Below are 19,138 nucleotides of genomic sequence, written 5' to 3'. Positions count from 1 at the left end.
TTCACGCTGATTTAAATAATCAGTAAAATTAAATACCCAATCAATGAAACCATTTATAATTGCTATTTTGATACTGAATTCTGTGGTAATAATGGCTCAGCAGAAAACCATCTCCAGAAAAGAATTGTTAAAAACTGTTCTTGATCAGAGTGTTAAATCGGCGGAAATTCAGGAAATAACAATGGCTGCAGGACAAGGAGCCCCGAAACATCTGCATCCCTGTCCGGTTTTAGGAATTATAAAATCGGGAGAAGCTGTTTTTCAGATAGAAGGGCAGGAGAAGGTTATACTTCATACAGGAGATGCCTTTTATGAACCTAAAAATGTGAATATTCTTCATTTTGATAATGCCTCAGCGGAAAAACCACTCATTTTTACAGCAATTTACCTGAAGGAGGGGAGTGAGGAAAATATAAAATTCATAAAATAGCATTTTTCATAAAACTAAAGCATATAATTATCATTTTTAAAATTGATAAAACTCACTTTGGTGCTTGGTAATTTATATGTAAATTTGTGAGAATTAAGATAGATAATAATAAACAAATTCATAGAATAACATGAGTCAATTCGATGTTACCGTAATAGGTTCTGGTCCCGGTGGTTATGTTGCTGCTATCCGTGCAGCACAGTTAGGTTTCAAAACAGCAATTATTGAAAAATATTCAACTTTAGGCGGAACTTGTCTTAACGTTGGATGTATTCCGTCAAAAGCACTTCTTGACAGCTCTGAGCATTTCGAAAATGCAAAACACAATTTTGCAGGTCACGGAATCATCATCAATGAGCCGCAGGCAGATATCGCAAGAATGATCGAACGTAAAAACGAAGTGATCAAGCAAAATACAGATGGAATCAGCTACCTGATGAACAAAAACAAAATTACTGTTTTTGAAGGTGTAGGAAGCTTCGACTCTGCTACTCAGATTAAAGTTACAAAAAACGACGGTTCTTCTGAAACTATTGAATCTAAATATACAATTATTGCAACAGGTTCTAAACCATCTGTATTGCCTTTCATCTCTTTAGACAAAGAAAGAGTGATTACTTCTACGGAAGCTTTAAACCTTAAAGAAATTCCTAAGCATTTAGTAGTAATCGGTGGAGGTGTTATCGGTCTTGAACTAGGTTCTGTGTACCTAAGATTAGGGGCTCAGGTAACTGTTGTAGAATTTATGGATAAAATCATCCCTGGAATGGATGGAGCTTTAAGCAAAGAATTGACTAAAGTTCTTAAAAAACAAGGAATGAAGTTTATGCTTTCTACTGCTGTTTCTGCGGTTGAAAGAAACGGAGATACTGTAAAGATCACCGCTAAAGATAAAAAAGGAGAAGAAGTAGTAGTAGAAGGAGATTACTGTTTAGTTTCTGTAGGAAGAAAACCTTATACTGACGGTCTTGGCCTTGAAAAAGCAGGGGTAGAACTTGACGAAAGAGGAAGAGTAAAAGTAAACGATCACCTGCAAACTAACGTAGCTAATATCTACGCGATCGGTGACGTTATCAAAGGAGCGATGCTGGCTCACAAAGCTGAAGAAGAAGGAGTTTTTGTTGCTGAAACATTAGCAGGACAAAAGCCTCACATCAATTATAACCTGATTCCTGGTGTTGTTTATACTTGGCCGGAAGTTGCAGGAGTTGGTAAAACTGAAGAGCAACTGAAAGAAGAAGGGGTGGCTTACAAAGTAGGTTCTTTCCCAATGAGAGCATTAGGAAGAAGCCGTGCAAGTGGTGATGTTGATGGTCTTGTTAAAATTATCGCAGACGAAAAAACAGATGAGGTTTTAGGAATGCACATCATCGGGGCCAGAGCTGCTGACCTTATTGCTGAAGGAGTAATTGCTATGGAATTCCGTGCAAGTGCTGAAGATATTGCAAGAAGTTCTCACGCTCACCCAACGTATGCAGAAGCAATTAAAGAAGCTGCATTGGATGCTACAGGGAAAAGACCAATCCATATGTAATGATTGATTAAAGATTTAATCATTTAAATATTTAAAAATTAAAGGCTGTTTCTTTTTGAGACAGCCTTTTTATATGGTTTTTGGCATGAAAATGGAGATTAATTTTTGAAATTTCATGTATGAAAAAGATTTTTATCAGTTGGATGCTTTTAGCAGGGATCAGCTCTTTTGCGCAGGAAGCAGGAAAGGCAGGAGAATTATTAAAAAATGAAGCTTCTGTCACAGAAATGAGATCTTCCAAGAGTTTAAATGAAAGAAATAGAACTCCTGATGGAATGAGACCTGGAAATACTCCTCCTCAGAGAAATAGAAATACCAATCCATCCTATCAATGGAACAGAAACTATGGTTATGCAGAAGTTTTTCTGAGAATTCCTGAGCAAGGCTTTTTTACTGTTGAAATTGGAGACCAGATGATGGCAAACGGTTCCGGAAAATACAGATTCTTTGATTTGTCGTCAGGAAGAATACCTATTTCAATCTATGAAAATGGTTTTCTAATCTACAGAACTACATTGATGCTTCGTAATAACAACAGAATGGTATTGGATTTTTTCACCAATGAAGGCTTATATCTTCTGGATTCTTATCCCATTCAGGGCCAATATGGATTCAATGACTGGAATGATGTATGGAATAATCCTTATGGAAACCAGCCCGGAGATGGATATAATCAGGGAAATGTAATGGATAATAATTCTTTCCGCCAGTTTTTTGATATGATGATGAGAAATGAGAAGTTTGATGATGGGAAAGTTGCCATGATCAATCAGCAAATGCGTACTTCTATGTTTACTTCTGCACAAATAAGAGATTTGGTAAAAGCCCTCAGTTTTGATAATAAAAAATTGGCATTGGCGAAGTCTATGTATCGAAACTGCGTTGATAAAAACAGGTATTTTATGGTATATGACGCCTTTGATTTTGAGAGCAGTAAACGGGAACTGATGGATTATATTTCTAATTTATAATAAGACTCTTTTTCATCTTTCTCTCTAGAATAATTTATATCCTGTATTTGAATACAACAAACGATGATTTGAACACGTCCTGATCTTTTCGAAATCCGAACTTTGCATCATTAAATAAGATATATTATGAATAAGCAAAAAGTTTGGTTTATAACCGGAGCATCAAGAGGAATGGGACAGGAAGTGGTAAAAGAAGTTTTACGTAAAGGAGACAAGGTAATAGCCATTTCCCGGAACATGCAGCATACAAATAATGGAGATACAGAAAATTTACTCTCTTTACAGGTTGATATTACAAATGACGAGGATGTAAAAAATGCTGTAAAAAAAGGGGTTAAGTATTTTGGTGGGATTGATGTGATTCTTAATAATGCAGGCTATTATTTAGCAGGCAGCATAGAAGAAATAAATGATGAAGAATTCCGTAGAACAATGGATATAAACGTTTTTGGGATGGTTAATGTTATAAGACATACTATGCCATTTCTAAGAAAACAGCGATCAGGACATATTATCAATATTTCTTCCAATATGGGATACGTTGGCTATGCCAATACCGGAAGTTATAATGCCTCAAAATTTGCGGTCATAGGACTTTCGGAAGCTCTTGCACAGGAAGTCAAAGTTTTTGGGGTAAATGTTACAGTAGTGGCTCCCGGAATGTTTCGTACAGATTTTATGAGTGAGGCAACTTTGATGGCTGCAGAAAATAAGATTGAAGATTATTACTTGGACAAACATATTGATACACTTCAAAGCTTCCATGGCCATCAGCCTGGTAATCCCGCAAAACTAGCTCAAATACTTTATAATATTAGTACTTTAAGCACTCCGCCATTACATCTGATATTAGGAAAAGATAGTTATGAATCAATTATTGAACATAGAAAAAATGAAACAAAAGAACTAGAGCAATGGAAACACCTTTCCTTTTCTACGGATTTTAAATAATGTGTAAATTTGAATAAATGAAAAAGCCTTATTCAGTACCTTATGTCATAAGATCTATTTCAGAACTGCATCGTTTGTTTGCTCTTCCTCAACCGGATCATCCTTTAATAAGTGTAATTGATTTTGAATCATTAAGCTATAAGCATAGCGATATATGGAATCATTTTACCAATGATTTTTATTGCATTGTTCTTAAAAAAGGAAGCAATGGGAATTTTAAATATGGTCTTAAAGATTATGATTTTGATGAAGGAATGATGAGTTTTACAAAACCAGGACAGGTGTTTTCCGTAACATCAATAAAAGATAATCCTGTTAAAGGATATATGTTAGTATTCAAGGCTGAGTTAATCCGTTCATATCCTTTAGGGATGAATATAGATCAATATGGTTTTTTCTCTTATTCCATAGCAGAAGCACTGCATCTTTCAGAAAAAGAAAATATTGTAATTTCATCTTTACTACAACAGTTACAACAGGAACTGAAGAATAATATAGACCATTATAGTCAAGATGTTATAGTATCTCACCTGGATCTTTTGTTGAGTTATTCCAATCGTTTTTATAACCGACAGTTTATTACCAGAAAATCAGTAAATAATGATATTCTTACCAGGCTTGAACAAATATTGAAGGATTATTTTAATAATGAACAAACTTTTGCCAAAGGTTTGCCAACAGTTCAGTTTCTTGCTGATGAACTTCACCTTTCACCCAATTATATGACAGATCTGCTGCGCAATACGATAGGGCAGAATACTCAACAATATATTCATGAACATTTAATTGAAAAAGCTAAAGAACTATTAGCGGCTTCCAATTTAACAGTTACAGAAATTGCTTATCAACTAGGATTTGAATATCCTCAGTCATTCAGTAAATTATTCAAAAAAAGTACAAAACAAACTCCATTGGAGTTCCGGAAATCTTTTAATTAAAAAAATAAGTCAGATAATTTCTTTTTTTATATTTTTGTAGTAATTATTACAAAAATAAATGAAAGGAAGACCCAATATTTATCAAGATAAAGAATTGATTCTAAAAGCTCAGAAATTATTTTGGGAAAAAGGCTTTACTGCTACCTCACTTTCTGACCTGAGCAATGCAACAGGAGCCGGAGCCGGTAGTTTGTATAATACTTTCAAAGGAGGTAAAAAAGAGCTTTTTAAGAAAAGTCTGGAACAGCGAAGAGAAGATTTTGAAACTTTTAAACACACCTTGGAAAAGAGTGAGAACCCCATTGAAGTCATCAAAAACTTCTTTATAAATATTGCCAATGCTGAATACGATGAGCATATGAAAGGCTGTATCGTTGCCAATACGCTTGTTGAAATGACATTCGTAGATGAAGACTTGAAAGAGGAAGCTGCAGAAATATTAAAAGAAACAGAGAAACTATATACCTCTATCATAGAAACTCAGCAAAAAAATGGAAACCTGAAGTCATCATTACCAGCTGATATTTTGGGTAAATATCTGATTACTTTTTGGTGTGGGATTAATTCTCTTCGAAGAATTTATCCGGACAAGAAGATTTTGAAAACTCAGATTGAATTACAACTGCAGTTGCTGCATTAAATTTTTTTAATTATTTATTTAACGATCATTACAAAAATAAAACAATGAATTTACAACTAAAAGGAAAAAGGGCATTTATTAGTGGCTCTACGCAAGGAATAGGATTTTCAATTGCAAAACAATTATTACAGGAAGGAGCATCAGTGGTAATCAATGGAAGAAATGCTGAGAAAACTGAATGGGCAAAGACAAAACTCAAACAGGAATTTCCAGAGGCAGATGTGTTTGGAATTGCTGCAGATTTTGCTAAAAAAGAAGATATTAACAAGCTGCTTGACGAGTTGGAAGATATTGATATTCTTATTAATAATGTAGGTATTTTCGGAATTAGTGATTTTTATGAATTGCAGGATGAAGACTGGTATCATTATTTTGAAATCAATGTGATGAGCGGGATGCGGTTATCAAGAAAGCTGCTACCTGGGATGATCAAAAAAAACTCAGGTAGAATTATTTTTATCAGCAGCGAATCAGGGGTCAATGTTCCTGAAAATATGATTCATTATGGAATGACAAAAGCAGCGATGTCAGCATTAAGTAATGGTTTATCCAAACTGACAAAAGGAAGTGCCGTTACAGTTAATACCATTTTAGGCGGACCTACCTATAGCGATGGGGTTGCTAATGCTGTGGATCAAATAGCAGAAGTTCAAAATCTGACTGTGGATCAAATGAAAGAAATTATTATCCAGACCTCCAATCCACATATTCTTTTACAAAGATTTATAAATCCTGAAGAAATTGCAAGTTTGGCTGTATACCTTTCCAGTCCACTTTCTGTTGCGGTAAATGGAGCAAGCTTAAGAGCAGATAGTGGAGTTTTAAAGGTTATCTGATCAATAAAATACATCTGTAGTTGTTCTTTTACATTATTTTCAGGTTATCATAAAACCTAGAATGTTTAGGAGCAATATTAAACTGTATTCCAAAGGTTATTCCTTTAAAATATTTATCTCTGTGAATAGGAAAAGCATATCCGGTATTCAGAAATATCACATTAAATAAAGAAACACCTATTCTTGGTTCCAATGAATAGGGATTACCAGATATTCCAAACAGCAGGCCGGCACGGAGAAAGTTGATGTTCATCTCCGGAATAAATTTATCTGTATTATTAACATGGGTATAAAGCAAAGAGGGGCCTAGAATAACAGAACCATCATAGCTATCTCCCAATCTGTATTCTAATCCTGCCTGTAGAACATTTCTTCCGGTATATCGGTAAGAAATATTCACTGCTGTTTTCTCAAGTAGCTGAGCTTTTGAAAAGATAACCGAAAAGATCAATGACAGAATGAAATATTGCTTCATGTTTTGTTTTTTATTCAAATGTACATGTTTTATGACCTTTATAAAAGGTTAATAAGAATCATCGAAAGATTATAATGGTATTGACTAGGTTGGCATCTTCAAATTTCCGTACCTTTGTCAGCTAATTTTATCATCAATGCAACTCGGAAAAACTCAGACTTTAACAATTTCAGAACAAATTAATTCAGGATGGATTCTCGTAGACGAATCCGGAGAAAAAGCTTTTCTGTCTAAAATCTTTATTCAGGATGAAAAAGAAACAGGCGATGAAGTTGAAGTTTTTGTATATCAGGATGATGATAAATTAAAGGCAACTACTGAAATTCCATTGGCTGAAGTAGGAGAATTTGCGGTGATGAGCTGTGTACAGAGTCTTCCAAGTGGAGCTTTTATGGATTGGGGAATCATTAAGGATTTATTTATCCCTTACAAACAACAGAAAACCAAAATTATCGAAGGCAAAAGATATTTGGTTTATATTTATGTAGATGAAGATTTGGAGCTGATAACGGGTACTACAAAATTCAAGAGAAACCCGCAGTATGAAGATCTTCCGTTTCAGAAAGGAGACAAGGTAGATCTGCTTATGATGAACGAAAGTGAACTGGGCTGGAATGTGGTTATCAATAAACAATACATAGGTTTGATATATGCTTCAGATGTTTTCAAAAAACTGTATCCGTTGTCTGAAGAGAAAGGATATATTAAAATGATTCGTGAAGACGGGAAAATAGATGTTTCCTTGCAGCCGGATGGTTTTGAAAATATTGACGAGTTCAAACAAAAAATTCTTAACAGACTGGAAGAAAACTATGGACTTCTGTATGTTTCCGATAAATCTTCTCCTGAAGAGATCAAAGATGAACTTCAGATGAGTAAGAAAAACTTCAAGAAAGCGATCGGAGGACTTTATAAAGATAAGATCATTGATATCTTAGACGATAAAATCAAATTATTATAAAATAAAAACGAGCAGAAATTTCTGCTCGTTTTTTATTTTCTTTCTTTCAAAAATGAAATTTGTTCTTTTAGCATGATTATCTGGTCGTTTTTTGACTGGATTAGCTTGTCATGCACTTCTTTAATTATCTGTTTGTAATCATTTTAAATGTAAAATATCAGAATAAACATGATGGATGTCATAACATTTTTGTTTAATTTTTTTGTTTAACAATTTTGTCAAAAATAAATTTTACTATAAATTTGCACAAATTTGTTTAACAAAAATGTCAAATCAAGCAAAAAAAGACCAAACACAGGAATTAATCAAGGAGACAGCGAAGAATTTATTCTTTGTGAAAGGAAAATTTGATGCTACTACGCAGGAGATCGCAGATGAAGCAGGAGTGAATAGAACCCTTATTAATTATTATTTCCGTTCAAGGGATAAACTTATCCAGATCATCTTTGATGAAGCGCAAAGAGTAGAACAGGAAAAATCGAAGATCATTCAGAATTCTGATCTGCCTTTTAAAGAGAAGATCAGCAAATTCATAGAAAGCAGCCTTTCTACAAGCCTTCAGTACCCTTATCTTGAAACGTATATTGTGTCACAGATCAATAAAGGGACCTGCCATCACAGAGAAATTGAGGAGGATATCCTGAACGAAATGTATAGTGACATCGAAAAAGAAATGGAATTGGGAAATATAGAAAAAATGGCTCCGGTTCAGTTTATTCTGAATATGGTTTCGCTTTTAGTATTCCCAAGTGCCATAAGACCATTATTTATGGAAAATTTATTGATTAATGATGAAGAATATGATAAGATTATTTCTGAACGAAAAGAGATTATTATCAATATGTTGTTCAAAAACTAAAAAAAAACTAAAGTATTTCTGAAAATGATTCGTCATTTAGAAGTAAATAATGACTGAAAATTACATAAAAAATAAACGAAGTATAAAATTATGAATAGAAAACGTATAACTGCTACAAAGCTAAAAATTGGGATAGCTTCAGCATTTATGATTTTCGGCTCTACATTGATGTCTGCCCAGCAGCAAGTTTCCCTGCAGGAAGCTATAAAACAGGCACTTCAAAATAAGGCAGAAGCTAAAAAAGCTGCTTTACAGATCAAAAAAGCCGAATATAAGATTGATGAGGCCAGAGCCGGTGCTTTGCCACAGGTGAGTGCAACGGCGGGCTTAACCTATAACCCGATTATTCAGGAATCTTTGCTGGAATTTGGAGGAGAGAAAATCAGGGCTCAGTTTGGACAGCCTTGGGGGTCTACAGCTTCTGTACAACTTCAGCAGGCAATTTTTGATCAAAGAGTATTTACAGGACTTAAAGCTGCAAAATCAACAAGAGAGTTTTATGTACTGAATGCTCAGTTAACCAATGAACAGATTATTGAAAATGTAGCAACCGCTTATTATCAGGTGTTTGTACAGGAAGAAAATCTTAAAACGGTAACGGCAAGCTATGCCAATACTGAAAAAGTAAGAAATGTTATTAAAAGTCTTGTTGATAATGGTTTGGCAAAATCAATCGATTTAGACAGAACAAATGTTCAACTTACGAATATTGGTTCCAATAAGCAGACTTTAATCAACTCTGTTGAGCTTTCAAAAAATGCACTGAAATTTTATATGGGAATCCCGATTTCTACAGACATTGAGCTTGAAGAAAAAGTGATTGAACCAAAACCTGAACTGATTGCGAGCAATGTAAATCTTAATGACCGTACAGAGATCAAAGTTTTAAATAAAAACAGAGAACTGTTGGTTTTCAATAAAAAAGCCACCGAAGCTTATCTTTATCCATCAGTAAATCTTACTGCAAACTACGGATGGGGGGCTAACGGAGCAAAATTCCCTTTGACAAATGGTCTTAGTAAGGGAGTTCTTTGGAGCGATTATTCAGCAATTGGTCTGAATGTGAATATTCCTATTTTCACGGGAGGAGCTACAAAAGCGAAGATCAATCAGGCAGAAATTGATATTCAGGATATAGATCAGGATATTCAGAAGACACAGCTAAGTCTGGATCTGGATTATAAAAATGCCATCACCAATATGGAAAATGCCCTTATCAATATCCAGAGCATGAAAGATAATGTAGATCTTGCAGAAAGAGTTCAGAAAAATACCCAGTCAAATTATCAGTATGGTCTGGCAACCCTTACAGAGGTGCTGGATTCTGAAAATGCTTTGACACAGGCAAAACAGAACTATTCTAATGCATTGCTGGATTATAAACAGGCAGAGATCAAGCTGATAAAAGCTAAGGGTGAACTAAACACACTACAAAACTTATAATAAACTAAAATGAAAAAAACTTTAATATATATCATCGTAGCAGCTGTACTTGTAGGTTTAGCCGCTTACAAGATTGCCGGTAACAAAGAAAAGCAGACTAAGGAAGTAAAAGAAGTTGCCAAGCAGGTAGATAAAATCAACGTTAATATTGTAACCGTTACAAGAGAAAATATTGATACAGACTACTCAGCTAACGGAACATTTATTCCTAAGCAGGAAATGAACCAGTCTTCTGAAATCTCAGGACGTATTGTAAATGTTTTGGTGAAAGAAGGTTCAAGAGTAGGAGCAGGTCAGGTGTTAGCAACTATCAAAAGAGATGCTATCGAAGTGGATGTTACTCAGGCTCAGAACAACTTACAGAATGCTATTATTGATAACCAACGTTATGAAAACGCATATAAAACTGGTGGAGTTACAAAACAACAGCTGGATAACTCAAGATTACAGCTGAAAAACATGCAGGCAGCAGTTAAAGCACAAGGAGTAAAAGTAAACGATACAAGCATCCGTGCAGGAATCAGTGGTACAGTTAACAAGAAAATGGTTGAGCCGGGAACCGTAGTTTCTCCGGGAACAGCAATGTTTGAGATTGTTAATATCAACAGCTTAAAACTTTCTGTTTTAGTAGATGAAAGCCAGATCGGGAAAATCCAGTTAGGTCAGGAAGTGCCTATTAAAGTAAATGTTTTACCCGAAGATTCTTTCGTTGGTAGAATTACATTTATCGCTCCTAAAAGTGATGCTTCTTTGAATTTCCCTGTTGAAATTGAAGTTCAGAACAGAGGAAACCTTAAAGCAGGGATGTATGCAACGGCTAAATTCAGTACAAACAGTGGTGCAGAAACTCAGAATATGCTGACAGTTCCTGCGGAAGCATTTGTAAACGGGGTAAGCTCAGGACAATTATTCGTTGTTCAGAATGGAGTTGCCAAATTGATCAAAGTAACCATCGGAAAAGTTTACGGAGATAAAGTTCAGGTATTAAGCGGATTGAATGGAGGAGAGCAGGTAGTAACCAGCGGACAGATCAACCTGGATAATGGATCTAAAGTGAACATTATAAAGTAAAAGGTTTATGAAGTTAGCAGAAATATCGATTAAAAGACCCTCGCTGGTAATTGTATTATTTACAATTCTGACGTTGGGAGGTATCCTGAGTTATACGCTCATGGGATACGAATTGATTCCGAAGTTTGAAACCAATATGGTAACCATTTCTACGGTATATCCCGGAGCTTCCCCTGCAGAGGTGGAAACATCTGTGACCCGAAAGATTGAAGATGCCGTAGGTTCCTTGGAAAACGTTAAAAAGGTAGAATCTTCTTCATACGAAAGTCTATCCGTAATCATGGTTCAGCTGAACGATGGAGCGGATGTGGATTATGCTTTGAATGATGCCCAGAGAAAGGTAAATGCTATCCTTGCGGACCTTCCGGAAGATGTAAAAGCACCCTCTCTGAATAAGTTCTCCTTAGATGACTTACCGATTATCACGATGAGTATTTCGTCTGATAAACTAAACAGTAAAGACCTTTACGACTTATTAGATAAAAAGATAGAACCTATTTTCTCCCGTGTGAATGGTGTGGCACAAGTAGATCTTGTGGGTGGACAGGAAAGAGAAATTCAGGTGAACCTTGATGAGAAGAAACTACAGGGATACGGACTTTCAATTGGAGACGTGCAACAGTCTATTCTTTCATCAAACCTTGATTTCCCAACAGGGAGTCTGAAAACGAGAACTACAAAATCTACGATCAGATTATCAGGAAAGTATAAGTCTACTGAAGAAATGAACAACCTTGTAGTTTCCAATAAAAACGGAGCGCAGGTACGTTTGTCTGATATCGCAACTGTTTTTGATTCTCAGAAAGATGTTGAAAAAGTAGCGAGATTTAATCAGTTCCCAACCATTTTGATGCAGGTTAAAAAACAATCTGACGCCAATGCGGTAGCAGTATCTGAAAGTGTTCAGAAAACAATTAAAACAGTAGAAGAAGCATACAAAGTTCAGGGAGTAAAAGTAAAAATCGTAAACGATACAACAGAATTTACCCTTGAATCAGCCAACCACGTTATTTTCGACTTATTCTTAGCGATTATTCTCGTGGCAATTGTGATGTTATTATTCCTTCACAGTATCAGAAACGCATTCATTGTAATGGTTTCTATCCCGGCTTCATTGGTGGCAGCGTTCATCGGAATGAACTTAATGGGATATACTTTGAACCTTATGAGTTTACTGGGGCTGTCCCTTGTGGTAGGGATCCTGGTGGATGATGCGATCGTAGTACTGGAAAACATTTACCGTCACATGGAGATGGGTAAAAGCAAGATCAGAGCAGCTTATGACGGTGCTTCAGAGATCGGATTTACCGTTGCTGCGATTACCTTGGTAATTGTGGTGGTATTCTTACCGATCGCGATGAGTTCGGGTCTTGTAGCAAACATCTTGGCACAGTTCTGCGTCACGGTAGTTATTGCCACTTTATTATCCTTGTTGGCTTCATTTACCATTATTCCTTGGTTATCATCAAGATTTGGTAAGCTGGAACATTTAACAGGTAAAAACTGGTTTGAGAAATTCATTCTTTGGTTTGAAGGATTAATTGACAAGTTTACACACTGGATCACAGGAATTCTTGAATGGTGTCTGAAAACGACATTAAGAAGAATCTCAACAGTAGTGATCACGTTTATTGTTTTAATCAGCTCATTTATGTTAGTAGCATTCGGTTTCATTGGAGGTGAATTCTTCCCGCCAATTGACCGTGGTCAGTTCCTTGTACAAATGGAATTATCAAAAGATGCAACTGTAGAAAAAACAAACCAATTAACATTAGATGTTGAGAAGTTTTTAAGAAACGATAAAGATGTTGTAGACCTTATTACAACCGTTGGACAGCAGTCTACAGGTTTTGGTGGGGCTCAGGCAACAACGTACCAGTCTGAGGTTCAGGTAAACTTAACAGATAAATCTGAACGTTCTGAAAGTACGAACATCAAAGCTGCGAAAATAAAAAGACAGCTGGAAGAGAAATTCACAGGAGTTGAGTTTAAAACTGCTCCAATCGGTATCATGGGTGCGGAAAATGCTCCTATTGAAATGGTAGTAACAGGACCTGATAACGAAACAGCTGTAAAAGAAGCAACAAGAATCTTAGAACTATTGAAGAAAGTTCCTGGAGCAGTGGATGCAGAATTATCTACAGATACAGGTAGTCCGGAAGTTCAGGTAAGTATCGACAGAGATAAAATGTCTTCTCTGGGTTTAAACCTTTCAAGTGTAGGACAGACAATGCAGACTGCATTCAACGGAAATACAGACGGAAAATTCAGAGCAGGAGAATATGAATATGATATCAATATCCGTTTTGGAGATGTCAACAGACAGTCTATTGATGATGTGAAAAACCTTATGTTTACAAACCCTCAGGGGCAGCAGGTTCGTCTGAGCCAGTTTGCAGATGTAAAAATGGGTTCAGGACCAAGCTTACTTGAACGTAGAGATAAATCTCCTTCTGTAAAAGTAAGAGCAAAAGCAGTAGGTAGACCGGTAGGGGACGTAGCTAATGAATGGGCAAACCAGTTCATGAACAGCAACAAAAAACCTATAGGTGTAGATTATATCTGGAGTGGGGATATGGAGAACCAGCAGGAAGGTTTCGGTACGTTAGGAATCGCTTTATTAGCCGCTATCGTATTGGTATACTTAGTAATGGTATCACTATATGACAGTTTTGTATATCCTTTCGTGGTATTATTCTCAATCCCGTTAGCGATGATCGGGGTAATGGTAATCCTTGCGTTAACTGCCAACTCACTGAACATCTTTACGATGCTAGGGATGATCATGTTGATTGGTCTGGTAGCGAAGAATGCAATCCTTATCGTTGACTTTACCAATGCAAGAAAGGCAGCAGGAGCGAACACTCATGACGCCTTGGTACAAGCTAACCACGCACGTCTTCGTCCAATCCTGATGACTACCATTGCGATGATCTTCGGTATGTTACCGATCGCATTGGCAACAGGGGCCGGAGCTGAGATGAACAAAGGTCTTGCATGGGTAGTAATCGGTGGTTTGACATCATCTCTTTTCCTTACCTTGATCATTGTACCGGTAGTATACTCTCTATTTGACTCTGTTCTACGAAGAATGGGTAAAGATACCAAAGTAGACTATGAAGCTGAAATGAAAGCAGATTACGTACACAGAGAACTGAATGAAGACGGGTTTACTCCGAAACATTTAGATAAATAAAAATTAAACCTTTAATTAACCGAAAGCGCCTTAGAAAATCTGAGGCGCTTTTTTATTGATATTTGATGATTTAAAATTGGGTTATATAGGTTTTGGCTAAATCCGTTGGATAATATTTGTTATTGTAAATGGACTAAAGCCCATTTCTATTGATAATTAATTATATAGCAATAAATGCCGGATGATATTTGTTAAGAGAAAACATACTGTTTTTAAGTTGAATTATCGGCTGGTGTCATTCTGAACGAAATGAAATGTAGTGAAGAATCTCATTGGTTTGATTACAATTGAGATTCTTCCTTCGTCAGAATGACAAGCGTAAACTGTTGACTTTTAAGATATATCAATAGGAGCGGGCTTTAGCTCACTCAATTCTATAAGATCGAATGATGGCTTTAGTCCAAAAACAAATAAAAAAAGCTTCCAGCAAAAACTGAAAGCCCCTATATATTGTAATGCGAAAAATTAATCTGCCATAGCCTCTCCGGACTTTCTGTAGATAAAGTTTCCATAGATGTGTCTTCTTGCAAAACGGCTTGGTGAATCAGCGTTGATCATTTTGATGTAAGTGTTTTTAGGAACTCCCATATACTCATACATATTTCCGTTCAGATGCTGAACCGTTAAAATCGATTTCTCAAGATAAAAATCCTGGATGTTAGATTTTGTAATCGTTTCAGTGTATTCTTCTTTATATTTTTCCTGTGTTTCAGAATTAATGCTTACCAAAAAGTGATATGCTTCAATCACAGATTTGCTTTTTTCTTCAGCTTCTATTTTTCCGGCTTCATCATTAATGAATTTATCAGGATGTGTGTCTTTCATCACATTTCTGTAAATGGTCTTTAATTCTTTTAAAGTAACATTTTTATCTACTCCAAGAAGTGTTCTGTGTTCACCAATTTTTTTCATATCTCTAACCCTTATTTTCGGGGTGCAAAATTAAGCAATTAAATTTAAAAAACCATAACTTATTCATTATTAATTTATTTAGTGTAAAATAGGTCATGATTGCGGGCAGGTAGAAATTGTATAGTTAACTTTCACAGTTAATTAACTTCTGATTACATTTTTATTACATTCTAAAAAAACAAAAAACAGCACCCGATCTGAGTGCTGCTATATTTTTCAATAATTAAATCTTTCGATTTTTTAATCATTCTATGGTTCATCACAAGTTCTCTTTAGCTTTGTAAAGATCTTATCAAAATCCTTGTAAGAAGTTACCTCATCTTCACGTTTCTGTCTGAAACTGCTGTTGGCACAGTTATGAAATCCCAAACCAATAAGGTCTATCAGCGCATAATCTTCTTTCTGTGGATCATTCATTTTCGCCTCAAATCTCGCCATTACACTTTTAGGATCAGCATTATTTTTACTTTTAAGCTCTGTGTAATTTTTCCATGCGATAAACATCTTTTCTCTGTCCGGAGATGATATTGCATCAATTTGTTCTCTGCAGGTATTGTAATATTTGCTGTTTCTAAGCGTGGAGGGATCAGAATAAGCTAGGATTTCTTCTTTATTCAGCTGGTATTCATTTTCAAAAGAATCAATGGTCTCTTCCATTAATTTTTTCCATCTGGGAAGATCAATGACTTTAATGCTGTACAATTCTTTTTTCTTTTCCTCATACTGCCTTTCAAGATTTTGCAAGTAGGCTTCTCTGTTCTGACGGATTTCTTCAAGCTGGGAAAGTTTAAAAACAGGGCGGGTATCAAATACAACCCCATTGAACTGATACAAAAGCTTATTGACTCCGTCTATTTCTTCTTTTTTATATTTAGCCGAATCAAAATACCCTTTATTGTCACAATTAAAAGTCTGATAGCTGTAAGGTGTCAGATTATTTGCTTTTGCAGGAGTTTTTTGCCCCCAAATAGTAATGGATAAGGCCAAAGCAAGCCCGATCATCATTTTTTTCATGTACATAACCTCTTGAAAGAATCCGAATTTTCTGAATTTCAATGCAAAATTAAGGCTTTAAATTCAAAATATAAAGGATTAAATAGATTTTCTCAATTGATTTTGCAAATTTTATAAAGATTTTGTAGAAATGATTTTATTTGGGGTTTATATTTTGCCTGTAATTTATATGGAAAGCTTTTTATAGTGGGGTTTACAGGGAATATAATGAGAATTATGAAGTGGCCATATTGTTGATAATTGAGATGGATTTTTACAAACTTCTATATTGTTTCCGTTTCAAATTTAATGGGTTTAGAATAAATTCAAGAGTTCAGTTTAAAAATATGATCATTTATAGCTCCTTTTCTTGGTCTTGATGATTGTTTTTTAGATTTAAAATAATAGATTTACAAAAATTAACACAAACTATGACCTTTTACCTTTTCTTTATTTTTATTATCGCTGTTTTTGCAGGAATCGCTTATCTGCTCATGCGTTTTTTCAGCAAATGGACAAAGAATAGTAAATATGAATTGCTTTTTAACACGTTAATATTTATCGGATCATTTTTTCTGGTATCATTTCTAAGTCTTTGTATTTTCTTCTCTACTGTTGATTTTTCCAGATAGTCCTGTATTTTTTCTTAGAATCACATAAGCAATGCAAAGGTTGATCAAAAGAGCAGCCCAGACATTCAGTCCATAAAAAAGTTCATAATCGTGGTGTGCTTCATTATAAAACAGATTCTTAACGATTCTGAAAGTAATGGCCGTTGTAGTTACCGCATAGCTTAAAATCATATTATTTCTATGCCTGGTCACATTTCCTTTTTTAATAGAAAATACAGCAGCCACAGTGAGATAAGCCCAAAGAACATCCTGAATCAGAAACCCTGTAATCCCAATAAGACCTCCGTTTGAAAACAATCCCAGGACAAAACATGCTGGAACATTGATGATTAAAATATTGTAAACATATATTTTCCCAATGATCTTATGAAGGTCTCTGTTTTCCGCTAAAAATCGGTTGGAAAATTGCGTAAGGCCAGCCAGAAGACAAAGCGTTATGGAAAAAATATGAATGTAGAAAAAAGCCATCCAGAACGGATTCCCGACCACCTGTTGTTTAAAGGCCAGAAATCCGATGTTTTTATCAAATGATGTATATTGAGAAATCGTTTTCAGCATTAGAATACTGAAAATTAAGACTGAAAATACAGCTATTACTTTAATGATTTTTAGTCCTAACAATTTCATCATTCATGAATTATTCTATGAAGTCTCGAGGATGGGAACTTAATCTTTCTGTTAAATATACATCTTACTCATCATTTATCATTAATCAATTATCAATGATGTTTTTATTCTACAAGATTCCTTTAATTCGTAAATGTTGCAGAAGCATAATGGTCTTTGCATCTTTGATATCTCCTGTATCAATCATTTTCAGCGTTTCTTCAAAAGAAAGTTCCAGAACTTCTATATTTTCACCTTCCTCTTCCAATCCGCCGCCGTCTGTGATTTTCATTTCATTTGAATATTCTGCAATAAAGAAATAAAGGATTTCCGTAACAGATCCGGGAGACATGTAAGCTTCAAATATCTTTTCAACTTTGGAAATTTTATAACCGGTTTCTTCTTCAGTTTCCCTTTTTATGCAATCTTCAGGATTATCATTATCCAAAAGTCCTGCACAGGCTTCAATAAGCATTCCAGTATCATTTCCGTTGATATAAGTCGGAAGTCGGAATTGTCTGGTGAGAATAACGGTGTTTGAAAGTTTGTTGTAAAGAAGAATCACAGCTCCGTTTCCTCGGTCGTAAGCTTCTCTGCTCTGAGTTTCTGTAGTTCCATCTTTTTTTGAAACAGAATAGGTGACTTTGTTTAAAGTATACCAGTTGTCTGAAAGGATTTCTGTGTTTAATAGTGTGATATTGGGGTTTTTCATTAGTATAAAAGGATATTGAAATATTTTTTAATTAAAGTTCCTGTAGTTATTTGTTTAATAAATCTCTTAAAGCCTCATTCAGATCTGGAAACTTAAAATGAAACCCAGCATCCTGAATTTTCTGTGAAGAAGCTCTGGACCCTTCCAATATAGCCATAGCCAGCTCTCCGAAGATGAGTTTCAAGACAAATCCCGGAACATTGGGCATAAATAATGGTTTTCCAAGTACTTTAGCAATGTTTTTTGTAAGATCTTTATTGGTAATATGTTGTGGAGAAACAGCATTGTACGCTCCGTCCATTGTTGAGTTTTTTAAAGCAAGCTCATAAATAGAGCAGATGTCCTCAATATGAATCCAGGGCATATATTGCCTGCCGCTTCCTAAAGGTGATCCAATATAATATTGAATAGGAGGAATCATTTTCTTTAAAGCTCCGTCTTTTTCAGAAAGTACAACAGCCGTTCGTATTTTGACCACTCTTTCAGCCAGATTCTGTTCTTTGAAATCATCTGCAGCTCTTTCCCATAAAACCACAACTTCACTTAAAAAATCATTGCCGGGAGGATCATTTTCAGTATAAATCTTTTCTGAAGTTTCAGTACCATAAAAATTAATTCCTGAAGCAGAAATAAAAGATTTAAGCCTTATGTTATTTTTTCTTAAAGCAGTCCGAAGTAATTCCGCTGAATCAACACGGCTTGAGATCAATTCTCTTTTTCTTTCCGGTGTCCAGCGCTTTTCTGAAATGTTGGCACCAGCGAGATGAATAATGTGAGAAACATTTTCCAGAGCAGTTTCATCTATATTTCCTTTTCTGATATCCCATTCATATTCATGATCATGTTCTTTTTTTCGGGTCAGAAATCTTATTTCATATTCCTTACCAATCTTTTTGGCCAGCTCTTTGGCAATCATGCCGCTGGCTCCGGTAATCAGAACAACTTCTTTCATAATACTTTATTTAAGGTGTGTGTGGT

18 protein-coding genes are annotated in these 19,138 nt (G+C 35.3%); 12 read left to right on the top strand and 6 right to left on the bottom strand.

The window, feature by feature from the left end; genetic code table 11:
- Positions 1-43 precede the first annotated feature (43 nt).
- From FW780_RS04835 to FW780_RS04805, 7 genes are all read left to right on the top strand, one after another.
- The gene (locus tag FW780_RS04835) at positions 44-430 is read left to right on the top strand and encodes a cupin domain-containing protein (RefSeq protein ID WP_149832453.1); all 387 of its coding nucleotides are present in this window, start codon (positions 44-46) and stop codon (positions 428-430) included.
- Positions 431-560: 130 nt separating this feature from the next.
- A complete protein-coding gene (gene lpdA / locus FW780_RS04830) occupies positions 561-1,964 on the top strand; it encodes a dihydrolipoyl dehydrogenase (RefSeq protein WP_149832452.1) in 1,404 nt (467 codons plus the stop codon).
- A 119-nt stretch (positions 1,965-2,083) separates the two neighbouring features.
- On the top strand, positions 2,084-2,935 hold the full coding sequence (locus FW780_RS04825; RefSeq protein ID WP_149832451.1) for a DUF4476 domain-containing protein: 852 nt from the start codon (positions 2,084-2,086) through the stop codon (positions 2,933-2,935).
- A gap of 126 nt (positions 2,936-3,061) precedes the next feature.
- Positions 3,062-3,886: an SDR family NAD(P)-dependent oxidoreductase gene (locus FW780_RS04820; RefSeq protein WP_149832450.1), complete on the top strand. Its 825-nt coding sequence runs from the start codon at positions 3,062-3,064 to the stop codon at positions 3,884-3,886.
- Positions 3,887-3,903: 17 nt separating this feature from the next.
- The gene (locus FW780_RS04815) at positions 3,904-4,824 is read left to right on the top strand and encodes an AraC family transcriptional regulator (RefSeq protein WP_149832449.1); all 921 of its coding nucleotides are present in this window, start codon (positions 3,904-3,906) and stop codon (positions 4,822-4,824) included.
- 58 nt (positions 4,825-4,882) lie between these two features.
- A complete protein-coding gene (locus FW780_RS04810) occupies positions 4,883-5,464 on the top strand; it encodes a TetR/AcrR family transcriptional regulator (protein ID WP_149832448.1) in 582 nt (193 codons plus the stop codon).
- 44 nt (positions 5,465-5,508) lie between these two features.
- Positions 5,509-6,300 (top strand): SDR family NAD(P)-dependent oxidoreductase, encoded by a 792-nt coding sequence (locus FW780_RS04805; protein ID WP_149832447.1) that lies wholly within the window; start codon positions 5,509-5,511, stop codon positions 6,298-6,300.
- A 28-nt stretch (positions 6,301-6,328) separates the two neighbouring features.
- Here the strand turns inward: FW780_RS04805 and FW780_RS04800 are convergent, their stop codons facing one another.
- Positions 6,329-6,775, bottom strand: a complete 447-nt coding sequence (locus FW780_RS04800; protein WP_149832446.1) for a hypothetical protein — start codon at positions 6,773-6,775, stop codon at positions 6,329-6,331.
- A 136-nt stretch (positions 6,776-6,911) separates the two neighbouring features.
- Here FW780_RS04800 and FW780_RS04795 point away from each other — a divergent pair, with 136 nt between their 5' ends.
- The 5 genes from FW780_RS04795 to FW780_RS04775 all read left to right on the top strand — a co-directional run bounded on the left by FW780_RS04795 (position 6,912) and on the right by FW780_RS04775 (position 14,305).
- The gene (locus FW780_RS04795) at positions 6,912-7,736 is read left to right on the top strand and encodes a CvfB family protein (RefSeq protein WP_149832445.1); all 825 of its coding nucleotides are present in this window, start codon (positions 6,912-6,914) and stop codon (positions 7,734-7,736) included.
- 265 nt (positions 7,737-8,001) lie between these two features.
- On the top strand, positions 8,002-8,595 hold the full coding sequence (locus tag FW780_RS04790; RefSeq protein ID WP_149832444.1) for a TetR/AcrR family transcriptional regulator: 594 nt from the start codon (positions 8,002-8,004) through the stop codon (positions 8,593-8,595).
- A 90-nt stretch (positions 8,596-8,685) separates the two neighbouring features.
- The gene (locus FW780_RS04785) at positions 8,686-10,038 is read left to right on the top strand and encodes a TolC family protein (RefSeq protein WP_149832443.1); all 1,353 of its coding nucleotides are present in this window, start codon (positions 8,686-8,688) and stop codon (positions 10,036-10,038) included.
- Between the two features lie 9 nt (positions 10,039-10,047).
- Positions 10,048-11,109 carry an efflux RND transporter periplasmic adaptor subunit gene (locus FW780_RS04780; RefSeq protein ID WP_149832442.1) on the top strand — a complete coding sequence of 354 codons (1,062 nt, stop codon included), beginning with the start codon at positions 10,048-10,050 and terminating at the stop codon, positions 11,107-11,109.
- A 7-nt stretch (positions 11,110-11,116) separates the two neighbouring features.
- Entirely contained in the window at positions 11,117-14,305 is a 3,189-nt protein-coding gene (locus FW780_RS04775) for an efflux RND transporter permease subunit (RefSeq protein WP_149832441.1), read from the top strand.
- Between the two features lie 465 nt (positions 14,306-14,770).
- Here FW780_RS04775 and FW780_RS04770 read toward each other — a convergent pair whose 3' ends face one another.
- The 5 genes from FW780_RS04770 to FW780_RS04750 form a co-directional block, all read right to left on the bottom strand.
- Positions 14,771-15,217, bottom strand: coding sequence for a KTSC domain-containing protein (locus FW780_RS04770; RefSeq protein WP_149832440.1), 447 nt, complete (start codon positions 15,215-15,217; stop codon positions 14,771-14,773).
- A gap of 249 nt (positions 15,218-15,466) precedes the next feature.
- A complete protein-coding gene (locus FW780_RS04765; RefSeq protein WP_149832439.1) occupies positions 15,467-16,231 on the bottom strand; it encodes a hypothetical protein in 765 nt (254 codons plus the stop codon).
- A 566-nt stretch (positions 16,232-16,797) separates the two neighbouring features.
- Complete coding sequence (locus FW780_RS04760) at positions 16,798-17,472, bottom strand: DUF2306 domain-containing protein (RefSeq protein ID WP_149832438.1); 675 nt, start codon at positions 17,470-17,472, stop codon at positions 16,798-16,800.
- A 106-nt stretch (positions 17,473-17,578) separates the two neighbouring features.
- Positions 17,579-18,160: a GDP-mannose pyrophosphatase NudK gene (gene nudK, locus FW780_RS04755; RefSeq protein WP_149832437.1), complete on the bottom strand. Its 582-nt coding sequence runs from the start codon at positions 18,158-18,160 to the stop codon at positions 17,579-17,581.
- A gap of 46 nt (positions 18,161-18,206) precedes the next feature.
- Positions 18,207-19,112 (bottom strand): TIGR01777 family oxidoreductase, encoded by a 906-nt coding sequence (locus tag FW780_RS04750; protein WP_149832436.1) that lies wholly within the window; start codon positions 19,110-19,112, stop codon positions 18,207-18,209.
- Between the last annotated feature and the right edge of the window lie 26 nt (positions 19,113-19,138).

The organism is Chryseobacterium sediminis (genome assembly GCF_008386505.1).
Taxonomy (GTDB): Bacteria; Bacteroidota; Bacteroidia; order Flavobacteriales; family Weeksellaceae; genus Chryseobacterium; species Chryseobacterium sediminis.
Note: the sequence above shows the minus strand (reverse complement) of the source record. Positions and strands in the feature narration are given on the sequence as shown.